We start from the raw sequence: 16,119 nt of genomic DNA on the forward strand, positions 1-16,119 counted from the left end.
TAACAACCTGCCCAGTTTTGCTGGTACCACTTCACAGCTCGCTGTCGATACACACAACAACTATCGATATTGTCTTATTCAATAGACTATAATTCTAAAAGACTATCAATCATATTAGTTGTGTCTGTGAATTATAATCAAGAATTTTTAAACCAGTTATGCATATTCATATACTTGGAATTTGTGGCACTTTTATGGGCGGAATAGCGGCCATCGCACGTGAGTCTGGACATACCGTGACAGGTTGCGATCAAGATGTTTATCCACCAATGAGTACACAGCTCGAATCTCAAGGTATCGAATTAATAGCAGGTTATTCACCAGAACAAATCCAAATCCAGCCAGATATATTTGTAATTGGCAATGTGATTACTCGCGGAAATCCATTGATGGAAGAGATACTCAGCCGGAATCTTCCTTATATTTCAGGCCCACAGTGGTTATCAGAAAATATTCTGAGATGCCGCTGGGTACTTGCCGTTGCCGGCACGCATGGCAAAACGACAACCAGCGCCATGTTAGCTTGGATATTAGATTATGCTGGATTAAATCCTGGATTCTTAATCGGTGGAATTCCTGGAAATTTTGGAATATCCGCAAGGATTGGCAATATTCCATTCCCTGTTCAGGATTCCAGTCCAGATCCTGTTGATATCTCACCTTTCTTTGTCATCGAAGCAGACGAGTACGACACCGCTTTCTTCGATAAACGATCAAAATTTGTCCATTATCATCCCAGAACTGCAATTCTAAATAACCTTGAATTCGACCATGCCGATATATTTCCGGATCTTTCTGCCATTGAGCGTCAATTCCATCATTTTGTTCGCATTATTCCCAATAACGGTTTGATTATTGCAAACGGAAATGATGTAAATTTAAGACGTGTTCTAGAACAGGGCTGCTGGACACCCGTTGAAGCATTTGGCACAGAAACCGGCTGGCATTCAAAGTCACAGAAAAACGATGATATGGATATTCTTCTTAACGAATCCTATCAAGGCTGCTTGCATTGGGATTTGTTAGGTGAACATAATCGCATGAATGCATTAGCTGCTCTGATCGCCGCTCGGCATGTCGGAATCCCCGTCAAGACTGGAATTGCGGCATTAGCGCAATTTAAAAATGTCAAACGCCGCATGGAAAAGCGTGGCACGGTCAACGGCATTACCATTTATGATGATTTTGCACACCATCCTACCGCTATTCAAACAACATTAAATGGTTTACGAAACCATGTCGGCACGCAGAGAATTATTGCAATATTAGAACCGCGCTCAAATACTATGAAAATGGGTGTATGGAAAGATAGTCTCGTCGATAGTTTAATGGAAGCCGATCAGGTTTTTTGCTTCACTCGTGATTCGCAATGGGCAAAAGCTGCCATGAGTCCACTAGGAGGTAAAGTGCATTGTTATGATGATTTGAATCAACTCGTACAAAATATTTCTACAATCACGAGGCCTGGCGATCATATTTTAGTCATGAGTAATGGTGGGTTTGGCGGCATCCACGAGAAAATACTGTCAACCCTTCGCGAGAGTTAATTTAACAGTTATAACTGGATGTAATAGTCTAACCACCTTCAAACTCACATAACGAAAATACCTTACACCCTAAATTCTCCAAACGAACCCGACCGCCCACATCCGGCAAATCAATTACAAAACAGCATTCAACAACTTCTCCATCCATATCTTGTATAAGGCCCACAGCAGCCTCTGCAGTTCCACCCGTTGCAATCAAATCATCGATAAGAAGTATCCGATCTCCAGGCTGTATAGCATCTACGTGGATTTCAATACGGTCACTGCCGTATTCCAATTGGTAATCTCTTCCTATCGTTTCTGCCGGAAGTTTATTCTGCTTACGGATAGGCACAAAGCCCTTATGCAACTGGTACGCCACAGGCGCGCCAATAATAAAGCCACGCGACTCAATCCCTACGATTTTGTCTATTTCCATATTGATGTATCGGTTTGAAATTTCCTGAATGGTTGTACGCAGCCCAATAGGATCTTTCAGTAAAGTCGTAATATCACGAAACATGATTCCATGATGCGGATAATGCGGAATAGTACGAATATGCGATTTAATTGACATAGAATTGTGCTGATCAACAATAAATGGAGAATATAAAGTGCGTATTTATAATTACATAAATAAAAAAAGCCTCAACCCATCGGTTGAGGCTTTTTAGTTACTATTTCAACGATACACTAAATCAAATCTTAGTGATCCATTGCAGCTTTTGCATCAAAGCTCTTTGGTGCTTTAACTTGAGTCATGAGATCATCGTCCCATTTACCTTCAACATTCATATGAGCAGCAGCACCCAGTAATACAGCTTCAATCAGGTTATGACTGAGGTATACATAGAGCCCTGGTTGTTTGAACTCATACGCTGCAGCAACAGCTGAACCGGCTGGCACAAACCAGGTTTCCTGACCGGTTAAAGGAACGTCGCCGAATGAACCACCGACCCAGTACAGATCAGCATGACCGCCAATCAAGTGCGGATAGGAAGGACGGTTAGCTTGTGAGTGGATAAACAGTACTTTCTCGCCCACTTTAGCTTTCAGTGCATTGTCACCTGTCAGTGCACCAACAGCGCCATTCAATACTACGTGCGTTGGAATGAGACCTGTTGCCACTTTCAGCATGTCAGCCATGCCTTCGGCTGGTGAACCATAGGACTTGAAATTGCCCTTGTCGTCTTTTGGCAGATAGAAATCTTGTTCGCCGACATAATATGCACGATCATAGGTGTATTGCTTGCCCTTTGCGTCTTTCAAACCACCTTTTGGCAATACCATGACCGCACCACTCATACCAGAAATAACGTGGAAAGGAATCATCGTTCCACCTGGTGCGCAATGATAAACGAATACGCCTGGTTTAATTGCTTTCCAGCGTAATACGACTTCTTCACCAGGTTGTACTAAGGTTAAACCAGCGCCACCCAATGCACCCGTTGATGCGTGGAAATCCACGTTATGTGCCAGCGTGCTGGTTTTTGGGTTGACTAATGTTAATTCAACATAATCGCCTTCATTCACTACGATGAGCGGACCAGGAATACTACCATTGAAAGTCAAACCCCATACTTTTGCACCAGGGGCAACTTCCACCAATTTCTCTGTAGTTACCATGCGTACTTCAACAATCTTAGGCCCTTTGCTAACCTGATCGTGCACAGGTACATTTGGCGGAACCACCAATTCTTGTTTTACACGCGGTAATTTAGAAATATCTTGTGCCACCGCTACTTGTGTAGCAGCCAAACAAAGCAATCCTAACCCTAATACTGCCTGAACAGCTTTAATCATATACCCTCCATAAATGATGAACTTTGCGCTTTTTTTATGCGCCATTCTTAATTTATTGGTGCAACCTCAAATTACCCCAATACCTCCCCTTTTTCTAAATGTAAAGAGCAAATGGCAGCTAGGAAACTATACACTTTCTTCGGTGTACTGTCCATTTTTCATGGCGTAAACCACTGAAATATTTTTGATTAAGTCACAATACGAACAGGGATTTTATCATTGTATGAATGAGTAATTATGCGATTTCTCCATACAGTAATCTAATTTCTGCAGCAGCCAAATTATCTTGTGTACCTCTCAGTACAATAACATCACCCAGTTCTAATCGTGTTTCATCGGTGGGCATTAACCCGCGAATATTTCGCCTTCTCACAGCGGTGACTTCAACGGTTAAGCTTGCCAAATTGATCTCCCCCAAAGTCTTATTGATCGCAACTGCATCTGGGATAATGGTAATCGTCAGCAAGCGTGGAAGTAAATTTTCACTACCGTCTTCCATCTCATCAGTTACACCGTAATAGAAACCACGCAATAAGCTATACCGTTGTTCACGAATTTCTCGTATGCGCCGCAAAATACGACCTATTGATATATCTACAAACATCATGGCATGCGATGCCAACATTAAGCTTCCTTCCATAATCTCTGCGACCACTTCTGTCGCACCAGCTTCTTTCAACAAATCAATATCCGAATCATCACGCGTCCGGACAACAACAGACAATTCTGGACGCAGTTCCTGAACATGTCTTAGAATTTTTAAAGCAGAAACGGTATCGGCATAACTGATAACCAATACTTTTGCACGCATCAGACCGGCGGCAATTAATACTTCACGCCGCGCTGCATCGCCATAAACAACTGATTCCCCCGCGCTGGCCGCTTCATGTATGCGCTGTGGATCGAGATCCAAAGCGATGAAGGGTATAGACTCCTGCTCCAATATACGCGACATACTCTGACCACTTCGCCCATAGCCGCATATAATGACATGGTTTTGTGCCGCCATAGTCTGCGCGGCAATGGAGGTAATCTGCATAGCTCGGTACATCCATTCTGATCCGTAAAAACGCTGAACCACCGATTCGCTATATTCGATCAGGAAAGGCGCGGCAAACATCGATAAAACCATAGCCGCTAGGACGGGTTGAAGAATTGAGTTTTCGATCAATCCCATTGCGCCCGCTTGTGCCAGTAAAACAAATCCAAATTCCCCAGCTTGCGACAAATTCATTCCTGTTCTAACCGCCACACCAGAATCTGCTCCATACCACCGTGACAATCCGGCAATCACCACCATTTTTAATAGAATGAGTGCCGCCAAAATCACAAATACCCAAAGGAAGTTTTCTATTACCACTTGCATGTCTAGTAACATGCCAATCGTGATAAAAAACAAACCCAATAAAATATCCCGGAAAGGCTTTATATCGTCTTCGACCTGATAACGATATTCCGTTTCAGAGATGAGCATACCTGCAAGAAATGCCCCTAAAGCCAACGACAATCCTGCCAATTCGGTTAACCATGCAAGACCGAGGGTAATCAAAAGCACATTGAGAACAAACAACTCCGACGACTTCTGGCGGGCAACCAAATGAAACCATGGGCGCATTAACTTCTGTCCTAAAAACAGTATAAATGTCAATACAGTGATTATCTTGAATAAAGCAATAGCAAGCATCAAACTAAAATCATTCGTCTCGCCATCGACTTCGGTCGCTAGAAAAGGAATAATAATCAGTAAGGGGATGACTGCCAGATCTTGAAAAAGTAATACACCGATCACCTGTCTGCCATGTGTAGAATTGAGTTCAGCCCGCTCTGCCAGCATTTTGATCACGATGGCAGTAGAAGACATCGCCAAAGCCCCCCCTAATACAAGCCCAATCCGCCAATTCAATCCAAGTATCCATACGATCGCCATCACCAAAATAATGCTGACTATGACCTGCGCTGTACCAAATCCAAACACAATGCGCTTCATAGTCAACAATTTTGGCAGGCTGAATTCCAGACCGATGCTGAACATCAGGAATACCACCCCAAACTCCGCCAAGTGACGAGTCTCATCGGTTTCAGGGATCCAGCCCAAAGCATGCGGTCCTATGATGACACCCGCTAGCAAATAACCCAGCATGGGGGGTAAACGCAGCATACGAAAAACAACCACGGCCAAAACTGCGATGGCTAACAAGATAAGTACGGGTTGAAGAGGGTTAAGCATACTGTAGTAAATAACCTATTTTGGATTTAAAAAACCATAAGATACTTCAGGATCGGGCTCGCCACAATCTACTCAACACATAATGCTATAATGGCATTGGATTAATACTTCATATAGAAATGCCAATACCACATCTCTCTACTGCCCTGCGCGGCCCTATCCTTGATCTTGAGAATCGTATTATTAATGCTATGCCAACCATTGAACATTGGTTAAGAACCAAATGGCGTGAACACACGGTCCCTTTTTATTGTTCGGTTGACTTACGTAACAGTGGTTTTAAATTGGCACCTGTTGATACAAATTTGTTTCCGGGCGGCTTTAATAACCTTAACCCGGAATTCATCCCGCTTTGTGTACAAGCGATGATGAGTGCCATCGAAAAGATATGTCCGAATGCTCATAGCATACTTTTGATACCAGAAAATCACACCCGCAATACCTTCTATTTGCAAAATATCGCAACATTGCAAGGCATTATGCAGCATGCCGGATTAAATGTACGCATTGGTACTTTATTACCCGAAGTTACGGTCGCGACCCAAATTGATCTTCCAGACGGGCAAACCATTACCCTTGAGCCCATCATACGCAAAAACAATCAATTAGGCGTCAGCAACTTTGAGCCTTGCGCTGTGCTCCTTAACAATGACCTATCAACGGGTGTTCCTGAGATACTTCAAAATTTGAATCAAATTGTTATTCCACCTTTACACGCGGGCTGGGCAACACGGCGAAAATCCAATCACTTTGCCGCCTATGACCGAGTCGCGCAAGAATTTGCTGATTTGATCGGAATCGACCCTTGGTTGATCAATCCCCGTTTCTCTTCGTGTGGTGAAATTAACTTTCGCGAAAAACAAGGAGAAGACTGTGTGGCAAGTGCTATCGACCGAATCCTTTCAATCATTAAGAGAAAGTATCAACAGTACGATGTCAAGGAAGATCCCTTCGTCATCGTCAAAGCCGACTCCGGCACTTACGGTATGGGTATTATGACGGTAAAAGATGGATCAGATATCTATAAGCTGAATCGCAAACAACGCAATAAGATGGCTGTGGTTAAAGAAGGATTACAGGTCTCAAATGTCTTGGTCCAGGAAGGTGTTTACACATTTGAGAGCATTAATGAGGCTGTCGCAGAGCCCGTCATTTACATGATCGATCGCTATGTCGTCGGCGGATTTTACCGGGTTCATACCGGGCGTGGTGTCGATGAGAACCTCAATGCTCCCGGCATGTATTTTGTTCCTCTGGCATTTGAAACCACTTGCCTGGTACCCAAAAGTGCAGCACAGCCCAACTCCATTCCAAATCGCTTCTATGCATACGGCGTTGTTGCGCGCCTGGCCTTGCTGGCCGCTGCATTAGAATTAGAACAAGATCATTCCGAAATGGCAGCGGCTCTTCCTGCTTAAAGTCAAAATGAAACTCGCTTTTATTATTGATCAGCTGGATTCCATAAAAACCAGCAAAGATTCAAGTTTTGCAATGATCTGTGAAGCAGTTGCCAGAAACCACCAGATTCATGTGCTCTACCAGCATGAAATCGCATTGATTCAGAATATTGTTACAGGCTTCTCCCGCGTGCTGACTTTGACGGATGATCTTCAAGATAAGCATTGGTTTAAAACAAGTGAAATTTCCGCAACGCCGCTCTATGAATTTGATGCCATAGTAATGCGTAAAGATCCTCCCTTTGATCTGGAATATGTTTACAGCACGTATTTACTCGAATTGGCTGAAACTCAGGGTGCATCGGTAATCAACAGTCCTCGCGGCATTCGTGATCATAATGAAAAACTGGCGATTGCCAAATTTCCACAATTCATTGCGCCTACCCTGGTAACCAGCCAGCCTCATTTAATCAGAGAATTTCTCAGCAACCATCAAGACATCATTTTAAAGCCACTCGATGGCATGGGTGGTGCCAGTGTATTTCGTGTGCACAGTGCAGATCACAATATCAATGTGATTCTCGAAACACTGACCCACTACGGAACACGAACGATCATGGCGCAACGTTATATTCCTGAAATTGCCCAGGGAGACAAACGCATACTCCTCATTGCTGGAAAGGCAGTGCCCTACGCGCTGGCGCGCATTCCGAAACCCGGTGAAACACGCGGCAATTTAGCTGCAGGCGGAACAGGAAGAACACAACCATTATCAGCGCATGATAAGGAAATCGCAGAATGTCTCGGACCTGAATTAGTCAAATCCGGCTTAATGCTGGTCGGGCTGGATGTCATTGGCGATTATTTAACTGAAATAAACGTCACCAGCCCGACAGGTATGCAAGAAATAACAAAACTAACAGGATTTAATGTGGCCGGAATGATGCTAGATGCAATAGAAGACAAAATCCGTTAAATAACTACCGCCTCATTGTGTCATTTAGTTATTTTAGTATCGTTTTCGTCATTGCGCGTTTGGTTACTGCGCAATAATCGCCTGTTTTAGCTTGAGAATCTCCGGTTGGTTGAGTGTTTCCGTTTGCAGTAGCGTTTCAGCAGTCTGATCAAGCAAAGCGCGATTGGCTTGAAGTATATTGATTGCGCGCTCCAGAGCCTGATCAACCAGCACACGCACCGCAATATCAATCTTATTGGCAGTTTCCTCACTGTAATTGCGATTCTGCGGTAGCGGCATATTGGGTTGCAGGAAGGCAGATTGTTCCCGCTCATAAGCCACATTACCTAAAGCCTCACTCATACCGTAACGCAATACCATGGCGCGGGCGATGTCCGTGGCGCGTACCAGATCATCTGCTGCACCAGTAGAAACCTCCTGAAACACCACCTGTTCTGCCGCTCGTCCACCCAGTAATACCGCCATTTTATTGAGGAGCTCCATGCGAGTCATCAGAAATCGGTCTTCAGTAGGACGTTGTATGGTGTAACCCAAAGCACCGACACCACGTGGAATGATGGATACCTTGTGAATTTCATCGGTACCGGGTAATGCCAACGCAACCATCGTATGCCCCAGTTCATGAAACGCTACCACGCGCCGCTCTTCGGGATTCAACAAACGGTTACGTTTCTCCAGACCGGCCACGATTCGCTCGATGGCGTTATTAAAATCATCCATCGTTACCGATGTGGCTGCACGTCGCGTGGCAAGCAAGGTGGCCTCATTGATAAGATTCGCCAAATCTGCTCCGGTAAAACCGGGGGTTAAAGCGGCAATCTGTTCAATTTTGACATCCATATTCAGCTTCACTTTTTTCGCATGTACAGTCAGAATTTGCTCACGCCCGATCTTATCCGGCCGATCCACCAGCACTTGACGGTCAAACCGGCCGGCACGCAGCAATGCCGGATCAAGAATTTCCGGCCGGTTAGTTGCCGCCAGCAGCACAATACCACTGCTGGAATCAAAGCCATCCAGCTCTGCCAGTAATTGGTTCAATGTTTGCTCTTTCTCATCGTGCCCTCCGCCCAATCCGTAAGCACCCCGCGCACGCCCCAATGCATCCAGCTCATCGATAAAAATAATTGCTGGCGCCATTTGACGAGCCTGTTCGAACAAATCACGCACCCTGGCTGCCCCCACACCGACAAACATTTCAACAAACTCCGAGCCAGAAATGGAAAAAAACGGCACACCCGCTTCACCAGCCACAGCGCGTGCTAATAATGTTTTTCCGGTGCCCGGCGGGCCCACCAGCAAAATTCCCTTTGGCACACGCCCACCCAAACGGCCATAATCCACAGGATTTTTCAGGAAATTAATAATTTCCACCAATTCTTCTTTCGCTTCATCCACGCCTGCCACATCATCAAAGGTTACTTTGGTTTCTTTCTCGACAAATACCTTGGCGTGGCTTTTGCCGATCGACATCAGTCCGCTGCCCATGCTACTGCCCATGCGGCGTATGACAAACAACCAGATACCGACAAAAATTGCTGTCGGCACAATCCAAGAAAGTAAATCACGCACCCAAGTGCTTTGTACCACACCGGTATAAACCACATTGTGCTTGTCCAGCACTTCAGCTAAATCAGGCTCCACCCGTGTAGTAACAAAGTCCTTAAATCCATCTGCGTTTTTTTCTTTCAATGTCCCAAAGATTTGGTGCTCAGTAATCGCGATCTCGGCCACACTCCCCTGCTCCAGCAAATGTTGGAAACGGCTGTATGGAATGGGTTCTACTTGTGTGTATTGCGAATACAGATTCTGTATCAACAACAGCCCCAGTATCGCCACGATGGCAAACCAGAAATTAATTTGTGATTTTTTATCCATTTTGGCCTCTAATAAAGGTATTTTGGTAAGTTGTGCCAGAAATCAACCAGGATAGTTATATAACAGATCGATCTGGAATGGGCACTAATGTGTTTCAGGATGCCGCCAATTTATCTGTGAACTCTTGATCCTGAGGAAAAAATCTATCGACCGCACGCCACACAGAAAATACCGATTCTCTATCCTGTTTTGGAGTCCTCACAAAAAGACCTAGATAGTTGGCTCTATTATTCTAATGAAAATAGAGCGCAGCGAGGTAAAATTTTCAATGGAAAAATCCCGATTAACTGCATGATCGGATCTTAGCTGATACAAACTAGAATTTAATTAGATTGGTTAAGGCGATGGAGGTGTTGATGGAAAATAAAGCATTATTAAGTGTGCTGGCTGTTGAAGTCGAGCGAGGAAAATTATTCTTCCCCACTTCAGCGACGGCCACTATCCAAATCAAAAGAATGCTTGAGGACCCGGATTGTGATCTCGATACGGTGACCCGGTTAATACAGGCGGATCCGCTCTTATCGGTGAAGATTGTGGCGGTTGCCAATTCTGTCGTTTTTAATCGTTCTGGGAAAAAAATTACCAGTGTTAGCGCAGCGATTACACTTTTGGGACTTCGTGCCATCCGAAATTTAGCGATGGCGGTGATTACGCAGCAACTTGCGGGAACGCAATCAAAAAGTGAATTGGTTGTCCAGTTATGGAAACATTCAGCCCATGTGGCCGCACTCGCTCAGGTGATCGCTCGTAGAATTACTCATCAAGATCCGGATACGGCAATGTTTGCTGGAATCATTCATGAAATTAGCTGGTTCTATTTGCTATCCCGTGAAAAATCTTATCCGGGTCTGATTGATGGAAATATTGCTAACTCATGGGTGAGCGATGAAGATTTAGATGATGAAGACGAGCTTGCGTGTGAAATAAAAATCAGTACGGCCATCCTCAACGCACTTTCAGTTCCGAAACCTGTTGCTGATGCCATTACGCATCTATGGCAAGGTTCTTTAACTTCTCCACCCACCACGCTGGGAGACACACTGCTGCTCGCTGATCAGCTGGCGCCGGTAAAATCACCTTTTGCTCCGGCTCATGCTCAAGCGGATGATGACTTCTTAACAAAGCTCGATCGATTAACCAGTCAAGAGGTGCTGAGTGCTATCCTTGCAGAATCGGAGGAGGAAGTTAAATCCCTAACCGGTGCGTTGTGTGCTTGAGTTGTTGGGATATGTAGAATATTTGCAAGATTAAGATAATAGCCACGCACATCAGTTCGTTTTAAGGTTTAATGCCAATTCGTTTGCTGATATAGGCGTAACGTCGGTGACTCGATGCGTCATCAAACCGCTATCTTTAAATACGACTTATGCCAATAGATCCAGAGCAGGCATATACACCAGACCCAAATCACGCGCCACCGCCTCATGCGTCAACCGCCCACGATAAACATTCAAGCCGTTACGCAAGTGCGGATCTTCCATCAGTGCTTTGCGATATCCTTTATTGGCCAGTGCCAGAACAAACGGTAAGGTCGCGTTATTCAACGCAAAAGTAGAAGTCCGTGCGACCGCGCCAGGCATGTTGGAAACGCAATAATGCACCACACCATCCACGGTGAAAATAGGATCGGCGAGTGAAGTAGGTCTGGAAGTGGCAAAGCAACCGCCTTGGTCAATCGCGACATCGACCAGCACAGCGCCGCGATTCATACGGCTGACCAGCTCACGGCTGACCAATTTTGGAGCTGCCCCTCCCGGAACCAGTACTGCGCCGATGACCAGATCGGCTGCTGCCACATATTCTTCCACGGCATCCACCGTCGAGAAAACGGTATTAATTCTTGAGCCGTACTGGAAATCCAATTGCTGTAGCCGATGAATGGATTTATCGAGCACGGTGACATGCGCTTCTACGCCCATTGCGACGCGAGCAGCATTGGTGCCGACGACACCGCCACCGATGACCACAACGCGTGCAGCCGGCACACCGGATACACCGCCGAGCAGCATACCGCGGCCCCCTTGATCCAATTCCAGTGCATGGGCGCCCGCCTGAATCGCCATACGGCCGGCCACTTCACTCATTGGCGCCAGTAACGGTAAGCCGCCGAAACTATCAGTAACCGTTTCATAGGCAATAGCGATACAACCGGAATCTATCACTCCTTTGGTTTGTAGCGGATCGGGCGCAAGATGTAAATAAGTGAATAGCACCTGCCCTTCACGCAGCAAAGGAATCTCGGATGGTTGCGGCTCTTTAACTTTGACAATCAAATCGGCTTTGGCGTAAATCTCCTGCGGTGACTCAACAATCTCAGCGCCTGCACTCAGATATTTATCATCGCTTAAATCAATCCGGAATCCAGCATTCTTCTGTACCATCACCTGATGGCCATTCGCACTCAGCTCACGCACCGCTGTCGGCGTCAAACCCACACGGGATTCATGAATTTTAATTTCCTTAGGCACCCCGATACGCATTTGACTCTCCATTCCTATGCATTAATTAATTCCGCCATTGACGCCAATATTCTGTCCCGTGATCCAGCGTGCTTCGTCACTGACCAGAAACAACACAACTTGAGCGATATCATCCGGTTCGCCAAGCCTGTTCAATGCGGCCATCGCCATCATGCGTTCGATATCCGCTGCGGTTTTACCTGTGCGGAATAGTTCCGTATCGACTGGACCCGGCGAAACGGTATTGGCCGTGATGCTTCTTTTTCCCACTTCACGGGCAAAAATCCGCGTCAATTGCTCTACGGCAGCTTTAGTTGCAGCATACGCGCCGTATTTCGGCAGCATCAGGCGTGTCACCGTACTCGAAATTTCACCACACGCCCATAGTCGGCGAGCCTTGTTGCCGCTTCGCGCAGGGTATAAAAGACACTTTTGAAATTCACATCAACGATACGATCGAACTCATCATTCCTGATTTCGGCTATTTCCTTAAACAGCAGTATTCCGGCGTTATTCACGAGGATATCGATTTGCTTAAAATGTTCGGAAGTCGCATCAAATAGTTTTCGTACTTCATCCGAATTACTCACATCGGCTTGCACAGCGATGCATTCACCACCAGCACTTGAAATTGCCGCACAAACCTCGTCGGCAGACAGTTTATTTTGTACGTAATTAATGACAACTCTTGCCCCGGCGTTGGCTAAAGTGAGCGCTATTTCCGCACCGATTCCTCTCGACGAGCCAGTAACAATGGCAACTTTTCCATACAGTGATTTCACGAGCGGCGCACAATAGATCTATAGGATAAAAGTTTTACTTTGATACCCCATGGGTTTTCAGTAATTTTGCGATATCTTGGTGATCTCTTTTTTCGGCCCAGTTCAGCGCATTGTCACCCTGCTCATTTTTGATACCGGGATCTGAGCCATTGTGAAGCAGTAATGCAACTGCGTCCAAATGATTCCCTCTCACCGCCATCATCAGCGCAGTAGTCCCATTATCTGAAGTCGCGTTCATATCGGCTTCCGCATTCAAAAGTAATCGAATCGTATCCACATGCCCACCTGAAGCGGCATATAGCAAAGGATTCCACCCACTGTGATTAATTTCTGCCCCTTTGATATAAAACTGCTTCACCATTTCAGTTTGACCTTGATAGCTGGCCAGCATAATTGCTGTTTCCCCCAGTCTGTTGCGGATATTGAGTTTCGCACCGGCATCGATCAGGAACTGTGCCAACTTTAGATTACCGGTCTTTGCAGCAACCATGAGTGGCGTGTACCCTTCTGCGTTTGGAACATCAGGGTTAGCGCCTTTTTTAATTAATTCGGATACTTGTGACAAATTATCTTTGTCGATAGCCCAGAAAAAATCATCTTGCACACCAGCAATACCGTTTGTGGGTAAGAAAAAAATAATTGTCGCGATTAGAATGGCTAAAAATCGCGAATTAGCAGGCAGGTTATCCATTTCTATTCACTTTAAATAAGTTAAAAAAATTATCAGTGGTTGCAACCGCAATTTCCTCTACTGTCATGGACCGTAATTGTGCTATTTCTTCTGCCACATGGCGCACAAATGCAGGTTGGTTCTGCTTGCCACGAAAAGGAACCGGCGCAAGATAGGGTGAGTCTGTCTCAATTAGCATTCTATCTAATTGGATTTTCTTAGCGACTTCCTTTAATACGACGGCATTTTTAAATGTCACGATACCCGAGAATGAAATATAGAAATTCATTGCAATCGCTTGTTGCGCCACTTCCCAGCTTTCAGTAAAGCAATGCATCACACCGCCTACTTCATTAGCCCCCTCTTCATGCATAATCCGTAGTGTATCCGCAGCGGCTGAGCGCGTATGAATGATCAAGGGTTTATCCGCTTTGCGTGCTGCGCGTATGTGCTGGCGGAAGCGATTTCGCTGCCATTCCAAATCTCCAGTTAAACGAAAGTAATCCAAGCCAGTCTCACCAATGGCAATGACTTTGGGATGGTTGGCGAGCTCGGCTAATTCGTCAGCTTCCGGTTCTATCTGATCTTCATAATCCGGATGCACCCCCACGGAGGCAAATAAGTTTTCGTGTGCTTCTGCTAATGCCAGCACACGAGGGAAATGCGGCAAATTAACACTCACGCACAGTGCGTGAGTCACTTGGTTTTCCTGCATTTTGCGCAGCAATTCATCGAGATTTGCTGCAAGATCAGGAAAATCTAGATGACAATGCGAATCAATGAACATATTTTAAGAGAATTTCAAAAAGTTAATGTGTCCCACGTAGTGCATCAGCCCAACAGTTTGGTGTTTCAAACAATCGCACTTGCTCTAATTGAAGATGATTGCCGTAGCTATCTTGGTAAGCTTCATCTAAAATATCAAATGCAATGAGCGCCAGATTCTCGGCTGTTGGTTGCACATTCAGCACAACCGTTTTATGGCCTTCGATAGATTGTAAAAATTGCAATACCACGGTATCTCCCGAATAAACCAGGAATGCATGATCCCACTGATCAACCAGCACGGATTTGGCAATGCGTTTCACTTCTGAGAAATCCATGACCATGCCTTGCTCAGCAACGCCTTCGTCGGCGATAATGTTACCCGATAGGGTGATTTCGATCATATAGCGGTGGCCATGCAAATGGCGGCACTGGCTGTTGTGTGTCGAAATGCGGTGGCCCGCATCAAATTCCAGCTTGCGTGTGATTAACATACGTACAATTTTAATAGCGCGAAATAAATATGTGGAATTGTAACATTGCAATCCGATTCTAAACGATTGAATACGACTGATCACAGTCGTGATAGCGCTGGACTCACTTATGTTTATCCGGTGATATCACGGCGTGCGGGCGGTGTTTCAATCGGCATCAATCTGAATCCGAATAATGCATGCAACTGGCGCTGTGTTTATTGTCAAGTACCAGACCTTAAACGGGGTTCGGCGCCACGGATCGACTTAAATAAATTAGAAAGTGAATTATGGTCTTTTTTGCATGAATTAGTGCATGGCGATTTCATGCAAAAGCATGTGCCGCCGGAAGCCAGAAAAATTCACGATATTGCCATATCGGGCAATGGTGAGCCTACCAGTGCGAAAGAATTTGAACCAGTCATCGAACTGATCGGCAGCATCCTGAAGGATTTTAATGCGCTAAAAGATTTGAAGCTTGTGTTGATTACAAATGGCAGCTTAATTTATCGGCAATCGGTACAAGCGGGATTAAAACGAATGGCTCAGTTAAATGGAGAAGTTTGGTTTAAGTTTGATCGCGCACTCGCTGAAGAAAGACTGCGCACCAATAATACAAGAATCAGTTTAAAGAAAATTCATCATCACCTGCAAATTGCTACCCCGCTCTGCCCCACCTGGCTACAGACCTGCGTATTTCAAATCAATGGGAAACCGCCTAGTGAAGAAGAAATCAACGCTTATCTTAAATTCATTAAAAGTCTAAAAGATGAAGGATTGCCCCTCAAAGGTGTCTTATTATATGGAATTGCACGTCCATCTTTACAACCTGAAGCACCACAACTATCCCAAGTGTCTGAACCATGGTTAATTGCTTATGGTGAAAAAATTAAAGCAATCGGCCTGACTGTTAAACTGAATCCTTAATCTTTTTAGTCAGATCATCGTTCAGATTCCTCTCAGCTAACCATAAAGATTGCGTTGTCACTATTTTACAACACAGTATGTTTTCTTGATATTGATCAATACCGATCATTTATATAACTGATATTTATTACATTTGGCTATAACTCATTAAAGAGTTAGATTTTTATCAGACTAAATACTGACAAAGATAGTAAATATGAGGCTTAAGCTAAATTGTTATCGCTTATAATGCTGGC

Annotated in this window: 13 protein-coding genes and 1 pseudogene; 5 read left to right on the forward strand and 9 right to left on the reverse strand. The window is 45.0% G+C overall.

Annotated elements, in window-relative coordinates:
• Window positions 1-158 precede the first annotated feature (158 nt).
• Window positions 159-1,547 carry a UDP-N-acetylmuramate:L-alanyl-gamma-D-glutamyl-meso-diaminopimelate ligase gene (gene mpl / locus ACH10T_RS05265; RefSeq protein ID WP_394808273.1) on the forward strand — a complete coding sequence of 463 codons (1,389 nt, stop codon included), beginning with the start codon at window positions 159-161 and terminating at the stop codon, window positions 1,545-1,547.
• A 28-nt stretch (window positions 1,548-1,575) separates the two neighbouring features.
• On the opposite strand, the gene ACH10T_RS05270 is transcribed toward mpl, so the two are convergent.
• The 3 genes from ACH10T_RS05270 to ACH10T_RS05280 all read right to left on the reverse strand — a co-directional run bounded on the left by ACH10T_RS05270 (window position 1,576) and on the right by ACH10T_RS05280 (window position 5,556).
• A complete protein-coding gene (locus ACH10T_RS05270; protein WP_394808274.1) occupies window positions 1,576-2,103 on the reverse strand; it encodes an adenine phosphoribosyltransferase in 528 nt (175 codons plus the stop codon).
• Window positions 2,104-2,231: 128 nt separating this feature from the next.
• The gene (gene nirK, locus ACH10T_RS05275) at window positions 2,232-3,329 is read right to left on the reverse strand and encodes a copper-containing nitrite reductase (RefSeq protein WP_394808275.1); all 1,098 of its coding nucleotides are present in this window, start codon (window positions 3,327-3,329) and stop codon (window positions 2,232-2,234) included.
• A gap of 235 nt (window positions 3,330-3,564) precedes the next feature.
• Window positions 3,565-5,556 (reverse strand): monovalent cation:proton antiporter-2 (CPA2) family protein, encoded by a 1,992-nt coding sequence (locus ACH10T_RS05280; protein ID WP_394808276.1) that lies wholly within the window; start codon window positions 5,554-5,556, stop codon window positions 3,565-3,567.
• Between the two features lie 119 nt (window positions 5,557-5,675).
• Between ACH10T_RS05280 and gshA the strand changes: the two genes are divergently transcribed.
• Window positions 5,676-6,974 carry a glutamate--cysteine ligase gene (gshA, locus tag ACH10T_RS05285; RefSeq protein WP_394808277.1) on the forward strand — a complete coding sequence of 433 codons (1,299 nt, stop codon included), beginning with the start codon at window positions 5,676-5,678 and terminating at the stop codon, window positions 6,972-6,974.
• Window positions 6,975-6,981: 7 nt separating this feature from the next.
• A complete protein-coding gene (gshB, locus tag ACH10T_RS05290; protein WP_394808278.1) occupies window positions 6,982-7,929 on the forward strand; it encodes a glutathione synthase in 948 nt (315 codons plus the stop codon).
• A gap of 63 nt (window positions 7,930-7,992) precedes the next feature.
• Here gshB and ftsH read toward each other — a convergent pair whose 3' ends face one another.
• Window positions 7,993-9,807 carry an ATP-dependent zinc metalloprotease FtsH gene (gene ftsH, locus ACH10T_RS05295; RefSeq protein ID WP_394808279.1) on the reverse strand — a complete coding sequence of 605 codons (1,815 nt, stop codon included), beginning with the start codon at window positions 9,805-9,807 and terminating at the stop codon, window positions 7,993-7,995.
• A gap of 356 nt (window positions 9,808-10,163) precedes the next feature.
• On the opposite strand from ftsH, the gene ACH10T_RS05300 reads away from it, so the two are divergent.
• Entirely contained in the window at window positions 10,164-11,024 is an 861-nt protein-coding gene (locus ACH10T_RS05300) for an HDOD domain-containing protein (RefSeq protein WP_394808280.1), read from the forward strand.
• Window positions 11,025-11,171: 147 nt separating this feature from the next.
• Here the strand turns inward: ACH10T_RS05300 and ald are convergent, their stop codons facing one another.
• From ald to queD, 5 genes and pseudogenes are all read right to left on the reverse strand, one after another.
• Window positions 11,172-12,287 carry an alanine dehydrogenase gene (gene ald / locus ACH10T_RS05305; RefSeq protein WP_394808281.1) on the reverse strand — a complete coding sequence of 372 codons (1,116 nt, stop codon included), beginning with the start codon at window positions 12,285-12,287 and terminating at the stop codon, window positions 11,172-11,174.
• Between the two features lie 21 nt (window positions 12,288-12,308).
• A pseudogene (locus ACH10T_RS05310) lies at window positions 12,309-13,048 on the reverse strand (SDR family oxidoreductase).
• Window positions 13,049-13,082: 34 nt separating this feature from the next.
• Window positions 13,083-13,739: an ankyrin repeat domain-containing protein gene (locus ACH10T_RS05315; protein ID WP_394808282.1), complete on the reverse strand. Its 657-nt coding sequence runs from the start codon at window positions 13,737-13,739 to the stop codon at window positions 13,083-13,085.
• Window positions 13,732-14,505, reverse strand: coding sequence for a TatD family hydrolase (locus ACH10T_RS05320; protein WP_394808283.1), 774 nt, complete (start codon window positions 14,503-14,505; stop codon window positions 13,732-13,734). Before ACH10T_RS05320 ends, ACH10T_RS05315 begins: the two co-directional genes overlap by 8 nt.
• Window positions 14,506-14,527: 22 nt before the next feature.
• The gene (gene queD, locus ACH10T_RS05325; RefSeq protein WP_394808284.1) at window positions 14,528-14,977 is read right to left on the reverse strand and encodes a 6-carboxytetrahydropterin synthase QueD; all 450 of its coding nucleotides are present in this window, start codon (window positions 14,975-14,977) and stop codon (window positions 14,528-14,530) included.
• Window positions 14,978-15,043: 66 nt separating this feature from the next.
• Between queD and ACH10T_RS05330 the strand changes: the two genes are divergently transcribed.
• Entirely contained in the window at window positions 15,044-15,883 is an 840-nt protein-coding gene (locus tag ACH10T_RS05330; RefSeq protein WP_394808285.1) for a radical SAM protein, read from the forward strand.
• The last annotated feature ends 236 nt before the right edge of the window (window positions 15,884-16,119 follow it).

It is taken from the genome of Nitrosomonas sp. (genome assembly GCF_043753625.1).
Taxonomy (GTDB): domain Bacteria; phylum Pseudomonadota; class Gammaproteobacteria; order Burkholderiales; family Nitrosomonadaceae; genus Nitrosomonas.

Bases quoted from the DNA above. Each gene is read 5' to 3' on its own strand.
- mpl (WP_394808273.1), top strand. From the start codon at position 159: ATGCATATTCATATACTTGGAATTTGTGGCACTTTTATGGGCGGAATA.
- ACH10T_RS05270 (WP_394808274.1), bottom strand. From the start codon at position 2,103: ATGTCAATTAAATCGCATATTCGTACTATTCCGCATTATCCGCATCAT.
- nirK (WP_394808275.1), bottom strand. From the start codon at position 3,329: ATGATTAAAGCTGTTCAGGCAGTATTAGGGTTAGGATTGCTTTGTTTG.
- ACH10T_RS05280 (WP_394808276.1), bottom strand. From the start codon at position 5,556: ATGCTTAACCCTCTTCAACCCGTACTTATCTTGTTAGCCATCGCAGTT.
- gshA (WP_394808277.1), top strand. From the start codon at position 5,676: ATGCCAATACCACATCTCTCTACTGCCCTGCGCGGCCCTATCCTTGAT.
- gshB (WP_394808278.1), top strand. From the start codon at position 6,982: ATGAAACTCGCTTTTATTATTGATCAGCTGGATTCCATAAAAACCAGC.
- ftsH (WP_394808279.1), bottom strand. From the start codon at position 9,807: ATGGATAAAAAATCACAAATTAATTTCTGGTTTGCCATCGTGGCGATA.
- ACH10T_RS05300 (WP_394808280.1), top strand. From the start codon at position 10,164: ATGGAAAATAAAGCATTATTAAGTGTGCTGGCTGTTGAAGTCGAGCGA.
- ald (WP_394808281.1), bottom strand. From the start codon at position 12,287: ATGCGTATCGGGGTGCCTAAGGAAATTAAAATTCATGAATCCCGTGTG.
- ACH10T_RS05315 (WP_394808282.1), bottom strand. From the start codon at position 13,739: ATGGATAACCTGCCTGCTAATTCGCGATTTTTAGCCATTCTAATCGCG.
- ACH10T_RS05320 (WP_394808283.1), bottom strand. From the start codon at position 14,505: ATGTTCATTGATTCGCATTGTCATCTAGATTTTCCTGATCTTGCAGCA.
- queD (WP_394808284.1), bottom strand. From the start codon at position 14,977: ATGTTAATCACACGCAAGCTGGAATTTGATGCGGGCCACCGCATTTCG.